Origin of the sequence: Nonomuraea angiospora, assembly GCF_014873145.1 — a bacterium.
Lineage (GTDB): Bacteria > Actinomycetota > Actinomycetes > Streptosporangiales > Streptosporangiaceae > Nonomuraea > Nonomuraea angiospora.
The window spans coordinates 11,847,673-11,863,062 of sequence record NZ_JADBEK010000001.1 but is presented as its reverse complement, the minus strand read 5'-3'; the positions used below and the strand labels follow the sequence as shown (position 1 = coordinate 11,863,062).

17 protein-coding genes and 1 riboswitch are annotated in these 15,390 nt (G+C 72.7%); of the genes, 1 reads left to right on the top strand and 16 read right to left on the bottom strand.

Going from position 1 to position 15,390, the window contains the following annotated elements; genetic code table 11:
• Positions 1–111: 111 nt before the first annotated feature.
• From H4W80_RS54445 to H4W80_RS54440, 3 genes are all read right to left on the bottom strand, one after another.
• Complete coding sequence (locus tag H4W80_RS54445) at positions 112–1,401, bottom strand: dicarboxylate/amino acid:cation symporter (RefSeq protein ID WP_192792232.1); 1,290 nt, start codon at positions 1,399–1,401, stop codon at positions 112–114.
• Between the two features lie 90 nt (positions 1,402–1,491).
• Positions 1,492–1,554 carry a putative leader peptide gene (locus H4W80_RS64875; RefSeq protein WP_350729229.1) on the bottom strand — a complete coding sequence of 21 codons (63 nt, stop codon included), beginning with the start codon at positions 1,552–1,554 and terminating at the stop codon, positions 1,492–1,494.
• A 72-nt stretch (positions 1,555–1,626) separates the two neighbouring features.
• Positions 1,627–2,667, bottom strand: coding sequence for an LLM class F420-dependent oxidoreductase (locus H4W80_RS54440; RefSeq protein ID WP_192792231.1), 1,041 nt, complete (start codon positions 2,665–2,667; stop codon positions 1,627–1,629).
• Between the two features lie 94 nt (positions 2,668–2,761).
• On the opposite strand from H4W80_RS54440, the gene H4W80_RS54435 reads away from it, so the two are divergent.
• Positions 2,762–3,649, top strand: coding sequence for an endonuclease/exonuclease/phosphatase family protein (locus H4W80_RS54435; protein WP_318787516.1), 888 nt, complete (start codon positions 2,762–2,764; stop codon positions 3,647–3,649).
• Here the strand turns inward: H4W80_RS54435 and H4W80_RS54430 are convergent.
• The 13 genes from H4W80_RS54430 to H4W80_RS54370 all read right to left on the bottom strand — a co-directional run bounded on the left by H4W80_RS54430 (position 3,646) and on the right by H4W80_RS54370 (position 15,349).
• Positions 3,646–4,212, bottom strand: coding sequence for a nucleotidyltransferase family protein (locus tag H4W80_RS54430; RefSeq protein ID WP_192792229.1), 567 nt, complete (start codon positions 4,210–4,212; stop codon positions 3,646–3,648). The two genes, H4W80_RS54435 and H4W80_RS54430, sit on opposite strands and share 4 nt — an antisense overlap.
• The gene (locus H4W80_RS54425) at positions 4,209–5,312 is read right to left on the bottom strand and encodes an XdhC family protein (RefSeq protein WP_192792228.1); all 1,104 of its coding nucleotides are present in this window, start codon (positions 5,310–5,312) and stop codon (positions 4,209–4,211) included. The genes H4W80_RS54430 and H4W80_RS54425 overlap by 4 nt, the downstream gene beginning before the upstream one ends.
• Positions 5,305–6,381: a vWA domain-containing protein gene (locus H4W80_RS54420; RefSeq protein WP_192792227.1), complete on the bottom strand. Its 1,077-nt coding sequence runs from the start codon at positions 6,379–6,381 to the stop codon at positions 5,305–5,307. The genes H4W80_RS54425 and H4W80_RS54420 overlap by 8 nt, the downstream gene beginning before the upstream one ends.
• Positions 6,374–7,240, bottom strand: a complete 867-nt coding sequence (locus tag H4W80_RS54415; RefSeq protein ID WP_192792226.1) for an AAA family ATPase — start codon at positions 7,238–7,240, stop codon at positions 6,374–6,376. Before H4W80_RS54415 ends, H4W80_RS54420 begins: the two co-directional genes overlap by 8 nt.
• Before the next feature lie 95 nt (positions 7,241–7,335).
• The gene (locus H4W80_RS54410) at positions 7,336–7,788 is read right to left on the bottom strand and encodes a PH domain-containing protein (RefSeq protein ID WP_318787515.1); all 453 of its coding nucleotides are present in this window, start codon (positions 7,786–7,788) and stop codon (positions 7,336–7,338) included.
• Between the two features lie 19 nt (positions 7,789–7,807).
• Positions 7,808–8,275: a 6,7-dimethyl-8-ribityllumazine synthase gene (gene ribH, locus H4W80_RS54405; protein WP_192792225.1), complete on the bottom strand. Its 468-nt coding sequence runs from the start codon at positions 8,273–8,275 to the stop codon at positions 7,808–7,810.
• Positions 8,272–9,489, bottom strand: a complete 1,218-nt coding sequence (locus H4W80_RS54400; RefSeq protein ID WP_192792224.1) for a bifunctional 3,4-dihydroxy-2-butanone-4-phosphate synthase/GTP cyclohydrolase II — start codon at positions 9,487–9,489, stop codon at positions 8,272–8,274. Before H4W80_RS54400 ends, ribH begins: the two co-directional genes overlap by 4 nt.
• Complete coding sequence (locus tag H4W80_RS54395) at positions 9,486–10,145, bottom strand: nicotinamide mononucleotide transporter family protein (protein ID WP_192792223.1); 660 nt, start codon at positions 10,143–10,145, stop codon at positions 9,486–9,488. The genes H4W80_RS54400 and H4W80_RS54395 overlap by 4 nt, the downstream gene beginning before the upstream one ends.
• A complete protein-coding gene (locus H4W80_RS54390) occupies positions 10,142–10,732 on the bottom strand; it encodes a riboflavin synthase (protein WP_192792222.1) in 591 nt (196 codons plus the stop codon). Before H4W80_RS54390 ends, H4W80_RS54395 begins: the two co-directional genes overlap by 4 nt.
• Positions 10,732–11,991 (bottom strand): bifunctional diaminohydroxyphosphoribosylaminopyrimidine deaminase/5-amino-6-(5-phosphoribosylamino)uracil reductase RibD, encoded by a 1,260-nt coding sequence (ribD, locus tag H4W80_RS54385; protein ID WP_318787514.1) that lies wholly within the window; start codon positions 11,989–11,991, stop codon positions 10,732–10,734. Before ribD ends, H4W80_RS54390 begins: the two co-directional genes overlap by 1 nt.
• Positions 11,992–12,102: 111 nt before the next feature.
• Positions 12,103–12,233, bottom strand: a riboswitch (FMN riboswitch).
• Positions 12,234–12,308: 75 nt separating this feature from the next.
• Positions 12,309–13,118 (bottom strand): oxygenase MpaB family protein, encoded by an 810-nt coding sequence (locus H4W80_RS54380; protein WP_192792221.1) that lies wholly within the window; start codon positions 13,116–13,118, stop codon positions 12,309–12,311.
• Positions 13,119–13,148: 30 nt separating this feature from the next.
• Positions 13,149–13,811 (bottom strand): ribulose-phosphate 3-epimerase, encoded by a 663-nt coding sequence (gene rpe / locus H4W80_RS54375; protein ID WP_192792220.1) that lies wholly within the window; start codon positions 13,809–13,811, stop codon positions 13,149–13,151.
• A 53-nt stretch (positions 13,812–13,864) separates the two neighbouring features.
• Entirely contained in the window at positions 13,865–15,349 is a 1,485-nt protein-coding gene (locus H4W80_RS54370) for an RsmB/NOP family class I SAM-dependent RNA methyltransferase (RefSeq protein ID WP_192792219.1), read from the bottom strand.
• Between the last annotated feature and the right edge of the window lie 41 nt (positions 15,350–15,390).

The following is a 15,390-nucleotide window of genomic DNA, read 5'->3' as shown; positions in this document are numbered from 1 at the left end:
ACTCGAACATCAGGATTTCCGACCACCATAGGGCCCCACAGACCCTGCCGCCCCATCATCGCGCCGGGCGGCCCGCCTCCCGTACGCGCTGCGGGCCGCCCGGCGGCGAGGTCAGGCCGCCGCGGGCTGCGGCGCGCGCCCCACCGGCGCGGCGGCGTCCAGCGGCTGCGGCGGCGCGTTGAAGACGGCCTCGTCCAGCCGGCCCTCCGAGCGCGCCACCAGGACGGGGACGACGAGCTGGCCGGCGACGTTGGTGGCGGTGCGGATCATGTCGAGGATCGGGTCGATGGCCAGCAGCAGGCCGACGCCCTCAAGGGGCAGCCCCAGCGTGCTGAGCGTGAGCGTCAGCATGACGATCGCGCCGGTCAGGCCCGCCGTGGCGGCCGAGCCGACCACCGACACGAACGCGATCAGCAGGTAGTCGCCGAACCCGAGGGGCACGCCGAACACCTGGGCCACGAAGATCGCGGCCAGCGCCGGGTAGACCGAGGCGCACCCGTCCATCTTGGTGGTGGCGCCGAACGGCACGGCGAAGGAGGCGTAGTCGCGGTCCACGCCGTTGCGCTCGACGGTGACCCGCTGCGTCAGCGGCAGCGTGCCGACGGACGAGCGGGAGACGAAGGCCAGCTCGATCGCGGGCCAGGCGTTGCGGAAGAACTGGACGGGGTTGACCTTGCCCCACACGGCCAGCAGCGTCGGGTAGACGGCCAGCAGCACGATGAAGCAGCCGACGTACACCCCGGCGCTGAACTTGGCCAGCGGCGCCAGCAGGTCCCACCCGTACGTGGAGACGGCCTTGCCGATCAGGCCCGCGGTGCCGATGGGGGCCAGGCGCAGGACCCACCACAGCGCCTTCTGGACCAGCTCCAGGACGGAGCGGCCGAGGTTGAGGAACGGTTCGGCCTTCTCGCCGACCGCCAGGGCCGCCGCGCCGAGCACGACCCCCAGGAAGACGATCTGCAGGACCTTCACCTCGGTGAAGGCGGTGACGATGTTGGTGGGCACGATGCCGGTGACGAAGTCGAGCCAGGTGCCCGCGCCCTCGAGGTCCACGGCCTTGGCGGCGCCGGTGTCGAGGGTGACGCCCTGGCCGGGGTTGAGGAGCAGGCCGAGCCCGATCGCCAGCGCCACCGAGATGAACGCGGTGATGAGGAACCACAGCAGCGTCTTGGACGCGAGCCTGGCGGCGCCGTTGACGTTGCGCAGGTTGGCCACGCTGACCAGCACGGCGGTGAAGACCAGGGGCGGGACGGCGAGCTTGAGCAGCTGGACGAAGATCTGCCCGACCCGGGTCAGCGTCTCGGCCAGCCAGGCCACGTCCCAGATCTTGGCGACGAAGCCCAGCGCGATGCCGGCCACGAGGCCGACCAGCAGTTGCAGGGAGAAGGAGAATCTCTTCATGGGTGGGGAGCTCCCGAGGGGAAGGACATGCCGGCCCGCCGTGCGAGCGGGCATGCCAGGTGAGGATTGGGGGGATGGAGGCGGACGCGGTCAGCGACAGAGCGATCCGTGCAGCCGGCACAGATCGATGTGCAGCCGTTCGACGAGCCACACGAACACCAGGATGAACCTCACGAGCTCCCACAACACCCGTCAAAACGGGCGTATTCCACTAAACGGTGTGACTCACCCCACAATGTCCTTGATCATCTCAATCAGCCGCACCCGCTCCTCGTGCGTCCTGCCGAGCGGCGCCACGTTCAGCGTGGTCACCCCCGACTCCTTCATCGCCTGGACGCGGTCGCGCACGAACCCCTCGCTGCCGATCAGCGACATGCTCTCCAGCAGCTCGCCGGGCACCAGGGCGGCCGCCTCGTCCTTCTTGCCCTCCAGGTAGAGGTCCTGGATCCGCTCGGCCTCCTTCTCGTAGCCGTAGCGCCTGGCCAGGTCGTTGTAGAAGTTGCGGCCCTTGGCGCCCATGCCGCCGATGTAGAGGGCCGCCATCGGCCGCCCGAACTCCAGCAGCCCGGCCACGTCGTCGCCGATCGCCAGGGACGCCTGCGCGATCACGTCCAGCTCGCCCAGCTCGGGGTCGCGCTTCGCCCGGCCGGCGGCCAGCGACGCGCCCCACACGTCGGCGGCCTTCTCGGGCACGTAGAAGATCGGCTCCCAGCCCTCGGCCAGTTCGGCGGCGAGCTCGACGTTCTTGGGCCCGATGGCGGCGATCACGATCGGGATGCGGGGCCGTACCGGGTGGTTGATGAGCTTCAGCGGCTTGCCCAGGCCCGTGCCCTGGCCGGCCGGGAGCGGCAGCGTGTAGTGCTTGCCCTCGTGCACCAGGCGCTCGCGCCGCCACACCTGGCGGCAGATCTCGATGATCTCCCTGGTACGCCCGAGCGGCGCCGTGTACGGCACCCCGTGGAAGCCCTCGATCACCTGCGGCCCCGACGCGCCGAGGCCGAGCGTGAAGCGCCCGTCGGAGACGTAGTCCAGGCCCGCGGCCGTCATGGCCAGCAGCGCCGGCGTGCGGGAGTAGATCGGCAGGATGCCGGAGGCGATCTCCAGCCGCTCGGTCCTGGCCGCGATGTACCCCATCTGGCTGACGGCGTCGAAGCTGTAGGCCTCGGCCACGAACACGATGTCGAGCCCGGCCTTCTCATAGTCCGCCAGCTCGGCCACCGTCTCCTTGAAGCCGCCCGAGTAGTTGAGTGCCATACCGATGCGCATGCCGGGCTCCCGATGAAACCGAATGATATTCCGTTGCGACGCGAACAGGCTATCGCGTCGGCGTGGCGGGCAGGGAGCCACTAGCCTGGATCAGGTGCTGAGCCGGCTGGTCGTCGTCGTGTCCGCAGTGGTCGCCGTGGCCATGGCTGGACACCGGCTGATCCCTGCGCTCGGCGGGTTCACGCCGGTGATGGAGAGCCTGCTGCCCTGGCTGGGGGTCTCCGTCCCGCTGCTGCTCCTGGCCGCCGCGCTGGCACGCTCCAGGGCGGCCGCGATCGCGGCGCTGGTGCCCGGGGTGGTGTGGGCGGCGATGTTCGGCTCCACGCTGCTGCGCACGCCGCCGGGCGGCCCGAGCGACCTGACCGTCGGCACGGTCAACGTGGGCGTGACCAACAACGCCTCGGGCGAGGCCGTCCGCATCATCGCCAAGGACCTCGACCTGCTGGCCGCCCAGGAGCTGACCAGCGGCGGCCCCGCGGCCAAGCAGCTCAACAAGATGTTCAAGTACCACTATCCGGTCAGCACGGTCGGCCTGTGGAGCCGCTACCCGATCAGCGAGACCAAGCCGCTCGACGTCGGCCTGGGCTGGCCGCGGGCGCTGCGCGCGGTGGTCGCCACCCCCAAGGGCAAGGTGACCGTCTACGTCATGCACCTGGCCTCGGCCCGCCCCGGGGAGACCGCCTCGCGCGACGTCTCCCTCGCGCACGCGCGCAAGCTCATCGACGCCGACCCGAGCAAGCGCATCCTGCTGCTCGGCGACCTCAACACCGCCACCACCGACCGGGGCATGCGGGGGCTGACCCCGCCGCTGAGCGACGCGCAGACCGTGGCGGGCGACGGGTTCGGGTTCACCTGGCCGTCCGAGTTCCCGATCACCCGGCCCGACCACATCCTGTTCAAGGGCATGACGGCCACCAAGGCGGGCGTCGCCCCCGCGACCGGCAGCGACCACCGCGCCGCCATCGCCTCACTGCGACTCTAGGAAGGCTCCAGCAGCCGCAGGTCCTGGGGCGTGTCGATGTCGGCCGGGTTCCCGTGCTCGTCGCACGGCACCTCGGTGACCAGCTCGGGGTGGGCCTTCATGAACGGCCGCGCCCCCACGTCCCCCACGGCCAGCTCCGCCACCTCGGCGAAGTGCTCGCGGGCGATCAGCACCGGGTTCCTGCGCTTCCCCTCGTAGGTGGCGACCGCGAGCCCGGCGCCGGAGGCGATCAGCGCGCGTACCGCGCCCGGGCCGATGAACGGCTGGTCGACCAGCGCGATCACCACGGACTCGGCCTCCCGCGGCAGCGCGGCGAGCCCGACCCGCAGGGACGAGCCCATGCCCGAGGCCCAGTCCGGGTTGCGCACGGTCACCGCGCCGCGCACCTGCACGGTGGCCGCGCCGAGCACGACCACGACGGGGTGGCAGCCGCCCTCCTCCAGCAGCCGCACGCCGCGGTCGACCAGGCGCTCGCCCGCGTACTCGACCAGCGCCTTGGGCGTGCCCAGCCGGGCGCCCTCCCCCGCGGCCAGCAGCAGCCCAGCCACCTGCGCGCTCCTCATGAGCCCTCGGGGCGGGTCTCGCGGTGGATGCGGCCCTCGGTGCTGGACAGCGGGCGGCCCGAGCCGCCCCAGCGGAGCTGGATCAGCTCGGCGGCGATCGACACGGCCGTCTCCTCGGGGGTGCGCGCGCCGAGGTCGAGCCCGATGGGCGAGCGCAGCCTGGCCAGCTCGGCGTCGGTGAGCCCGGACTCGCGCAGCCGGGCGAGCCGGTCCTCGTGGGTGCGGCGCGAGCCCATGGCGCCCACGTACCCGGCGCCGGTGCGCAGGGCCACCTCCAGCAGCGGCACGTCGAACTTGGGGTCGTGGGTGAGCACGCAGATCACCGTGCGCTCGTCCACCTGGACGGAGGACAGGTAGTCGTGGGGCCACTTGACCACGACCTCGTCGGCGTCGGGGAAGCGCTTGGCGGTGGCGAAGATCGGGCGGGCGTCGCAGACCGTGACGTGGTAGCCGAGGAACTTGCCCACCCTGGCCACCGCCGCCGCGAAGTCGATCGCCCCGAACACCAGCATGCGCGGCGGCGGCGCGAACGACTGCACGAACACCGCCAGGTCGTCCAGCCGCCGCTCCCCCTCGCCGCCGTAGCGCCTGATGCCGGTCAGGCCCTGGGCGAGCATGCCGCGCGCGTCGTCGTCCACGGCCTCGTCGAGCCGGTCGAGCCCGAGCGTGCCGGACGAGCGGTCCGGCCAGATGACCCGGCGGGCGCCGACCTGCCCGGGGCCGGAGACGATGGTGGCGACGGCGACCGGCTCGTGCGCGTCCACGGACATAGCGATCTCCCCCAGTTCGGGGAAGGTCTCGATGGAGATCGGCTGCACGAGGATGTCGATGATGCCGCCGCAGGTGAGCCCGACCGCGAACGCGTCGTCGTCGCTCACGCCGTACCGCTGCAGGACGGTCTCGTCGGCCTCGGAGGCCAGCTCGAACACCGCGCCCTCGACGCACCCGCCGGACACGCTGCCGACCACCTCGTCACCGCGCACCGCCATGGCCGCACCCGGTGGCCTGGGCGCGCTGCTGAACGTGCTCACCACGGTCGCCAGCCCGAACTTGAGCCCCGACCTCCACCACCTCATGATCTCCGGCAGCACGTCACGCATGGGCCAGCCTTTCACTGAGTCGCTCGTAGGCGGCCAGGCTGTGCCCGGCCACCAGGTCGTCCACGTACGGCAGGGCGGCCCGCATGCCGCCCGTGAGAGGCTGGTAGCCCTCATACCCCTTGTGCGGGTTGACCCAGATCACCCGGTGCGCCTGCCTGGCCAGCCTGGCCATCTGCGCGCCCAGCAGGGCGGGGTCGCCGCGCTCCCACCCGTCCGAGGCGATCACGGCGATCGCCCCGCGCGCGCTGTAGCGGGACAGGTACTCCTTGAGCTCCTCGCCCAGCCGGGTCCCGCCGCTCCAGTCGGGGATGGCCTTGGAGACCTCGTTCAGCGCGGTGCCGGGGTCGCGGTGGCGCAGCTCGGCGGTGACGGGGGTGAGCCTGGTGCCGACCGAGTAGACCTCGGTGGCCCGGGGCTCGCTCCTGACCAGCGCGTGGGCGAAGCGCAGCAGGGACTCGGCGTACGGGGCCATCGAGCCGCTGACGTCCACGAACAGGACGACCGCGCGCGGACGGGTGGTGTGCCTCTTGTGCCGGAGCCGGGCGACGTCGCCCTTCCTGAGCGCGTCGCGGATGGTGCGGCGCGGGTCGAGCACGCCCCGGTGGGCGCCCTCGAAGCGGCGCGAGCGCCGGCGTTCGCGCCCGCACCTCAGCATGGCCAGCATCCGGTGCACCTCGGCCCGCTCGGCCTCGGTCAGCGTGGCCACGTCGCGGTGCCGCAGCACCTCGGCCCGGCTCGCCGTCGCGGGCGCGGCCGTCTTCTCGTCGCCGCCGTCCGCCTCGCCGCGCGTCTCGGCCGCCAGGTGCCTGGTGACGCTGGTCGTGCTCGTACGGGCCACGCCCGCCCGCTCCCCGCCGAAGTACGCGGCGAAGCACCGGTCGTAGCGGGGCAGGTCGTCGGGTGTGGCGCAGAGCGTGAGCCGCCCGGCCCAGTAGACGTCGCCGGAGTCGGCCACGTCGAGGTGGTCGAGCACTCTGAGCAGGTTCTGGGTGCGCTCGTGATCGGCGGCGACCCCGGCCGCCCGCAGCGTCCTGGCGAACGCGGTCATCGTGGCGACCAGCTCATCCATGGGGCAGCAGCCCGTTGCCGAGCACGTTCGAGACGTCCTCCCGGTATTTCAGCGCCGCCCCCAGGGTGGCCGCGGCCAGGGCGGGATCGAGCTCCTTGGCCCCCAGCGTCAGCAGCGCCTCCGTCCAGTCGAGCGTCTCGGCCACGCCCGGCGGCTTGACCAGGTCCGCCTGCCGCAGCCGCTCGGCCGCCCGCGCCACCTGCACGGCCAGCGTCTCGGTGCAGGCGGGCAGCCGGCGCAGCAGGATGGCGACCTCGCGGTCGAAGCTCGGGTGCTCCAGCCAGTGGTAGAGGCAGCGCCGCTTGAGCGCGTCGTGCACCTCGCGCGTCCTGTTGGAGGTGACCACGACCACCGGCGGCGTGGTGGCCTTGACGGTCCCGAGCTCGGGGATGGAGATGGTGAAGTCGGAGAGCACTTCGAGCAGGAACGCCTCGAACTCGTCGTCGGCCCGGTCGATCTCGTCCACGAGCAGCACGCTCGGCTGCGTCTCGATGGCCTTGAGCAGGGGCCGCGCGATCAGGAACCGCCTGTCGTAGATCTCGCCCTCCAGCCGGCCCACGTCGGTGACGCCGGCGGCCTCCGCGGCCTTGAGGTGGAGCAGCTGGCGCGCGAAGTCCCAGTCGTACAGCGCCTGGGCCGCGTCCAGCCCCTCGTAGCACTGGAGCCTGATGAGCGGCGCCTTGAGCAGCGCCGCCAGCGTCTTGGCGAGCTCGGTCTTGCCGACTCCCGCCTCCCCTTCGAGGAAGAGCGGCCGGCCCATCCGCAGCGCCAGGAAGGCCGCCGTGGCCAGCCCCTCGTCGGCCAGGTAGGCGTGCCGGTCGAGGAGCTCGATGAGCTTGGCCGGCGACTCGATGTCCATTGCCCTGATTGTCCGCCGCAGCACTCCTTCAGGCTACGTCGACACCCGGTCCTGCGATATTCACCCGCCGATGATGACGCGGGGTCACCGCCCGGCTACTTCTCGCGGGCCTCGCCGCGCTCCCGGATCAGCGCCTCCAGCTCGGCCGTGGCCCGGGCGGCGCGGTCCTTCTCCGAGCCCTGGATGCCCATGGCCCCGGTGGTGCGCCCGTCGGAGGTGTCGATCCGCGGCCAGGGGTCGCCCACCAGCAGCGTGACCTCCAGGATCTCCGGCCAGGAGTAGCGGTGGGTGCGGGCGGCGTTGACGATGGTGACCCCCTCGTCGTCCGCCTCCACCCGCACCCGCCCCAGCATGTGCAGCACGAACGCCACCGCGCACCCGAACGCCACGATCGCCACCCGGTCGGGCAGCTTGAACGGCTCGGCGATGAAGACCGCCATGATCACCGACCCGAGCACGATCACGGCGGCGGAGCCGTAGGCGACGATCCGCGGCTTGCGGGGACGCCAGGTGACGGGCAGGGACGGCGGAGTGATCGGCTCGGGCACGAAGGAAACCTACCGCAGGCTAGTGGAGGTCCCGCAGGAGGAGGGCGGTCTCGAGCGCGGCGACGGCCGACTCGTATCCCTTGTCCTCCTTGCTGCCCGGCAGGCCCGACCGGTCGAGGGCCTGGTCCAGGGTCTCGCACGTGAGGACGCCGTTGCCGACGGGCGTCTCCTCGTCCAGCGAGATCCGGGTCAGGCCCGCGGTCACCGAGTCGCAGACGTAGTCGAAATGGGCGGTCTCGCCCTTGATGACCGCGCCCAGCGCCACCACCGCGTCGCAGCGGCGGGCCAGCGCCTGGGCGACCACCGGGATCTCCAGCGACCCCGGCACCCGCACCACGGTCGCCGTGGCGCCGCTGTCGTCGCAGGCCTGCAGGGCCCGCGCCACCAGCTGATCGGTGATCTTGGCGTGCCAGCTGGCCGCCACCACCCCCACGCTCAGCCCCGAGGCGTCGGGCGCCGCGACCCCCGGCCTGCCTTCCCCACTCATGATGCCTCCGAGATGTGATGGCCGAGGCGGTCGCGCTTGGCCGTGAGGTAACGCTCGTTGTGCGGGTTCATGGCCACGGGCAGGGGCTCGCGGCCGAGGACCTTGATGCCGTACCCGTCCATGCCCTTGAGCTTGGCCGGGTTGTTGGTGAGCAGCCGCACCGACCTGACGCCGAGGTCGGCCAGGATCTGCCCCGCGTTGGAGAACTCCCGCGCGTCCACCGGCAGGCCCAGCTCCACGTTGGCGTCGACGGTGTCGCTGCCGTTGTCCTGGAGGTTGTACGCCTTGAGCTTGGCCAGCAGGCCGATGCCCCGGCCCTCGTGGCCGCGCAGGTAGACGATCACGCCGCGGCCCTCCTGGGCGATGGCCGACATGGCGTTGCCCAGCTGCACCCCGCAGTCGCAGCGCAGCGAGCCGAACACGTCGCCGGTCAGGCACTCGGAGTGGGCCCGGACCAGGATGTTCTCGCCGTCGGACAGGTCGCCGAAGACGAGCGCGACGTGCTCGCCGCCGTCGAGGGCGCTGGCGTAGCCGAAGACCCGCCACATCCCGTACGCGTTCGGCAGCCGCGTCTCGGCCACCCGCGTGACCATGCTCTCGGCCCGGCGGCGGTAGTCGACGAGATCCTCGATGGAGACCAGCGCCAGGTCGTGCTCGTCGGCGAAGCGGCGCAGCTCGGGCAGCCTGGCCATGGTGCCGTCGTCGTTGACCACCTCGGCCAGCGCGCCCGCGGCCGACAGGCCGGCGAGCCTGGCCAGGTCCACGGCCGCCTCGGTGTGGCCGCGCCTGGCCAGCACGCCGCCCTCGTGGTAGCGCAGCGGGAAGACGTGCCCGGGGCGCACCAGCTCGTTGGGCTCGGTGGCGGAGTCGGCGAGCGTGCGGATGGTCCGCGCCCGGTCGGCCGCGGAGATGCCCGTGGTGACGCCGTCGCGGGCGTCCACGGTGATCGTGTACGCCGTGCGCATGCGCTCCTTGTTGTGCACCACCATGAGGGGCAGCCCGAGCCGGTCGAGCTCCTTGCCCTCCATGGCCACGCAGATCATCCCGCTGGTGTGCCTGATCGTGAACGTGCACAGGTCCACCGTGGCCTTGGCCGCGGCGAAGATGAGGTCGCCCTCGTTCTCCCTGCTCTCGTCGTCGACCACGACGACGGGCCGGCCGTTGCGGATGTCGTCGATGGCCCGCTCGATGGGGTCCAGCTTGATGTCGCTCATCGCGCCACCGCCACGCCGACCTCGGCCGCCCGGTATTCACGCAGCCACTTCACGAACCCGATCACCACCAGCACGAAGAAGATCCCGTACACCCAGCCGGAGACCACCAGCCCCGAGCTGAACGCCAGCGGTACGCCCACCAGGTCAACGGCTACCCACACGATCCAGAAGTCCACCAGCGCGCGGCCCTGCGCCCAGGTGGCCATCGCGCTGCCGACGAAGATGTAGGCGTCGGCGGCCACCAGGAAGGCGCCCTGCGGCAGCGGCACCTGCGCGCCCCACGACAGGCCGGTGACGAAGAACAGCAGGCCGACCAGGGCCGTGCCCAGCAGCATCCCGCCGATCAGCAGCGACCGCTCCCACCACGCGGCGGGGCGCACGCGCAGCTGCTTGCCGTCCTGCGTACCGCGCCGCCACGCCCACCAGCCGTAGACCGCCAGGCCCGCGAACAGGGCCTGTTTGAGCGCGTTGCCGGTGATGTGCGCGTTGATCGAGGCGACGAACAACAGCACCGAACCGGCGAACTGCACCGGCCAGGTCCACATCGACTTGCGCATGGCGAGCAGGACCGTCGACAGGGCGGCGATGTTGCCGATCAGGTCCGTCCAGAGCACATGGGTGCCGAATACATCGAATCCGGCGTCGGCCCAGTTCACTGCCTGACCACCAGCCTTTCCACATACTTCGCGATCACGTCGACCTCGATGTTCACGATGTCGCCCACCTGGCGCTCGCCCAGGGTCGTGAGCTTGAGCGTGGTGGGGATGAGGCTCACACCGAAGCTGTCGTCGTCAACCGTGGTCACCGTCAGGCTGATTCCGTCGATCGCGATCGAGCCCTTCTCCGCCACGTACGGGCTCAGCGCCTCGGGGAGCGAGAACCGCACGTCGTCCCAGCTCTCGCCGGGTTCCCTGGACAGCAGCACGGCGGTGCCGTCCACGTGGCCCTGCACGATGTGGCCGCCGAGGCGCTGGTCGGCGCGTACGGCGCGCTCCAGGTTCACGGGGGAGCCCTGCGCGAGCCCGCCGAGGGAGCTGCGGTCGAGCGACTCCCTCATCACGTCCACGGTGAACACGTCGCCCTCGACCTCGACGACCGTGAGGCACACGCCGTTGACCGCGATCGAGTCGCCGTGCTTGGCGTCGGAGGTGACGACCGGGCCGCGCACCGACAGCACGGCCCCGCCGCCCGCCTGGTCGATGGCCACCACTTCGCCCTTTTCCTCAATGATTCCGGTGAACATCACTGCTCCCTGCCTGGTTGAGTGGCGGGCCGGGCGATCAGCCTCACATCCGGCCCTATGGGGGAAATTTCGTCAAATGTCAGGCGGTGCATCTCGCCGATCGTCCCCACCCCGGCCGCGCCGAGCGCGGCCCGCCCGGAGCCGAGCAACGCGGGGGCCAGGTACGCGACCACGCGATCCACCAGGCCCCGCCGCAGGAACTCCCCGGCCAGCGTGGGGCCGCCCTCCAGGAACACGCTGACGACCTCGCGCGCGGCCAGCTCTTCGAGGAGGGCTTCGAGGTCGAGACCGCGGCCGTGGCGGGGGAGGCGGAGGAGGTCGGCCTTGAGCCCGGTGCCGGCGTCCTCGGCTACGGCGACGAGCGTGGGGGCGGCGTCGTCCAGCACCCGCGCGTCCTGCGGCGTCCTGCCCCGCGTGTCGACCACGACCCGCAGGGGCCGCCGCCCACCCGCGGCCCCACCGCCGGGACGCGCCTGCGACGTTGGAGCCGCCCTGCCCGCCCCTAGACGCCCCTCCGCGCCCCCGGCGACATCCGCAGGGGACGCGACCGCGCCGAAGGGCGTGCCACCGACGGCGGACGACAGCGACGCAGGGCCGTCCGGCACGGGGGCGCTCGCCGAGCCGGGGCGGGCCGTGAGGTGGGGGTCGTCGGCGAGGACGGTGCCGATCCCGGCGACGATCGCGTCCGCGGCCGCCCGCATCCGGTGCACGTCCGCCCTGGCCGCGGCCGAGGTGATCCACTGGCTGGTCCCGTCCTCGGCCGCCGACCGCCCGTCGAGCGTGGCCGCGAACTTCCAGGTCACGTGCGAGCGCCCGAGCCGCGCGTACGTCAGCCACTCCTCGTTGACCCGCTCCGCCTCGGCGCCCAGCACCCCGGACGTCACCGAGACCCCGTGCGCCCGCAGCCGCGCCAGGCCGCCGGCCGCCCTGAGGTTGGGGTCCGGCACCGCGATCACCACCCGCGCGACCCCCGCCGCCAGCAGCGCCAGGCTGCACGGCCCCGTCCGGCCGGTGTGGTCGCAGGGCTCGAGGGTCACGTACGCGGTGCCGCCACGCGCCCGCTCCCCCGCCTGCGCCAGCGCCACGACCTCGGCGTGCGGCCCGCCCGCGTACGCGTGGAAGCCCTCGCCCGCCACCTGGCCGCCGGCGTCGAGCACGACGCAGCCCACGACGGGGTTGGGGCTGGTGGTGCCGTGTCCGTGCCCGGCCAGTGCGACGGCGCGCGCCATGTGCGCGGCGTCCTGCGCGGGTATCTCCACCCCGGGGTACTCCTACTCGCCAGTAGCTTCAAGCCATGGCGGGCCCCGGGGGATTTCGGCCCTGATGCCGCTGTGCGTCAGGGCAGGCGCCCGGCTGGGACACCGGACACCTCGCGCGCTTCCTCCCATCCGGACTTTAACCGTCGGTCCCGGAATTTCACCGAGTCAACCGGCCGATGGCATCGGCCGGGTCGCGGACTTTAACCGCCGGTTCGGAATTACACCGACCCCGGAGCACGCTAGCTCTCTTGGCTACCAGTGTGCCATGCCCGAAATGCCGTGCGCGACCGCCCCCGCGAATTTGACCAAGCGCTAGGTCAAGCGGCCATGAGCCGGCGCGCCCGCCGGGCGGCGGGGCTGTAGAGGACGTCCCCCGGGACCAGGCCGATCCCGGTGTGCAGGGTACGCAGGGTCGCCGTGGCCCACAGGTCGCCGACCGGTGTGGCGGGCAGCCCGTACAGCCGCCTCGCCCAGCGCGGCAGCGTGGCGAACGACAGCAGCGTCAGCGCGGGCAGCGCGGGCCTGAGCGGGGTCAGCCTGGGCGGGAGCGGGGCGTTCAGCGACAGGCGCAGCGGGTGGGCCGCCTCGGGGACGAGCCGCAGCCCCGGCCGCGCGGCGTCGATGTAGTCGCGCAGCTCGGCCACCGACCCGGGAACGTCCTCCGCCTTCAGCCCCACCACCTCGGCCGCCCGCCGCCACTCCGCGACGAACGCGTCGGCCTCGGCGTCCGTCAGCCGCACCCCGGCCCGCCGGGCGACCGACAGGTAGGAGTCGACCTCGCCGACGTGGACCCAGCGCAGGGCGTCCGGCTCGTCCAGGTGGAAGGTGGAGCCGGTGTCGGGGTCGTAGGCGGTCAGGTTGTGGTGGATCTTGCGGACGCGCCGTCCCGCCCGTTCGACCTCGGCGTCGGTCCCGTACGTACGCACGCGTACGAACTCGGTGGTCCGCACGAACCGCGACCAGGCCTCATGAGGATCCATGAGCGCGGAGTTCTGCAGCACGCCGCGCATCGCCCGCGGATGCAGACCCTGCATCAGCAGCGCCCGGATGCCGCCCACCAGCAGGATCGGCTCGCCCATCACCCGCCACGTCACCGAGCGGGGCCCGAAGATCCCATGGTCGCCCATAAGTGAATGGTTACCCAGGCTATGGGTGATTCATGCGCTTTTGAGGGAGGCGGCGGCCCGGAGCGCGTCAACCGCCGCACTCGGGTCGGAGGCGCCGTAGACGGCGCTGCCCGCCACGAACACGTCGGCGCCCGCGTCCGCGCAGCGCTCGATCGTGCCCGCGTCGACTCCCCCGTCGACCTGCAGCCAGACCCGCCCGCCGTGCCGCTCGATCAGCTGCCGCGCCCGCCGGACCTTGGGCAGCACCCCGTCGAGGAACTTCTGCCCGCCGAACCCCGGCTCCACGGTCATCAGCAGCAGCATGTCGACCTCGGCCAGCAGGTCTTCGTACGGCTCGACGGCCGTGGCCGGGTTGAGCGCGAGACCGGCCCTGGCGCCGAGCGAGCGGATCTCGCGCAGCGTCCTGATCGGGCCCTTGGCCGCCTCGGCGTGGATGGTCACGCTGCCCGCCCCCGCCTCCGCGTACTGCGGCGCCCAGCGGTCCGGGTCGGCGATCATGAGGTGGCAGTCGAGCGGCGTCGAGGTCGCCTTGCGCAACGCCTCGACCACGGGCAACCCGATGGTGAGGTTGGGCACGAAGTGGTAGTCCATGACGTCGACGTGCAGCCAGTCGGCATTGGGCACGGCGGCGGCCTCGTCGGCGAGCCTGGCGAAGTCGGCGGCGAGGATGCTGGGCGAGATCTGTACGGCCATGATTGGGCAAGTCTAGTGAACGACCCGGGCCCGGCTCCGGCGGGCCGGTCGGATCACGCCTGGGGACGCTTGCGGAGCAGGGCCAGGAACATGGCGTCGGTGCCGTGCCGGTGCGGCCAGAACTGGGCGTGCGGACCGTCGCCCAGGTCGCCGGCCTCGGGCAGGTAGGCGCGGGCGTCGAGTTGCTCGACGTCGCCCCGGCGCGCCACCACGTCCCCGACCACGACCCGGGTTTCGGCCAGGTGCGGGGAGCAGGTGACGTACGCGACGACGCCGCCGGGACGTACGGCGTCCAGCGCGGTGCCGAGCAGCCGCCGCTGCAGCTTGCCCAGCTCGGCGATCCCGTGCGGATCCCGCCGCCAGCGCGCCTCCGGCCGCCGCCGCAGCGCCCCCAGACCGGTGCAGGGGGCGTCGAGCATCACGCGGTCGAACACCCCGGGCCGCCACGCGGGCTCGATGCCGTCCACCGTGAGCACGGCCGCGTCCCTGGTCGTCTGCCACACCAGCCGCGCCCGATGCTGCTGCACGTCGGCCGCCACCAGCCGCGCGCCCCCCGGGAAGGCCGCCGGGGCGGCGTCGGCGGCCGGGGCGTGGGCGCGCTCCCTGGCCTCCTTGCTCAGCCCCGCCAGGTCTCCATGGGTGGCGATGGCGTCGAGCAGGCCCGCCTTGCCGCCGGGGCCCGCGCACATGTCGAGCCACAGCTCGTCGCCGTCCCCCTCCAGCGGAACGCGGGTCAGGGCGAGCGCCACCAGCTGGCTGGCCTCGTCCTGGACGGCGGCGCGGGTCTCGGCCACGGCCTCGATCTGGCCGGGGTCGCCCTCGCGCAGATAGGCCGCGTACGGCGAATAGCGGGCGGTGAGGGCGCCAACTGCCTCGAGCTCCTCCACCGAGCTGCGCCCCGGCCGCGCCACCAGCGTCACCAGGGGGCGGGCGTTGTCGGCGTCGAGCAGGTCGGGCAGCTCGTCGGGCCCGCCGAGCGCGTCGCGGAAGGCGGAGACGATCCAGCGGGGGTGGCCGTAGGCGATCGCCAGATGGCCGACCGGGTCGTCGGCCGGGTCGGGCGCGACGATGGGCACCCATTCCTCGAGCGTCCTGGAGCCGATCTTGCGCAGCACCGCGTTGACGAACTTGGCCGCCCCGGCGCCGATGCGCAGGCGTACGAGGTCGACGGTGGTGCCGACGGCCGCGTGCGGCGGGACGCGCATGCGCAGCAGCTGGTGCGCGCCCAGCCGCAGCGCGTCGCGCACGTCCGGGTCGGGCACGCGGTCGCTGCACATCTCGATGACGGCGTCGTAGGTGCCGAGCCCGCGCAGCGTCCCGTAGGCGAGCTCGGTCGCCAGCGCGGCGTCGCGCCCCCTGATGCCGCGCTCACGCAGGAGCCGCGGCAGCAGCAGGTTGGCGTACGCGTCGCGCTCGTCGACCGCCCGCACGACGTCGTAGGCCGCGTTGCGGGCGTGGTCGCGCGTCGGCCTCGGCGGCCTGCGCGTACGGCTCCCGCCGCCCCTGCCTCCGGCGCCCTGGTCCCCCCTCGTCCTCATCCCCTCAGACTTCCCTCACGCCTTGTACGCCGGCACACCGG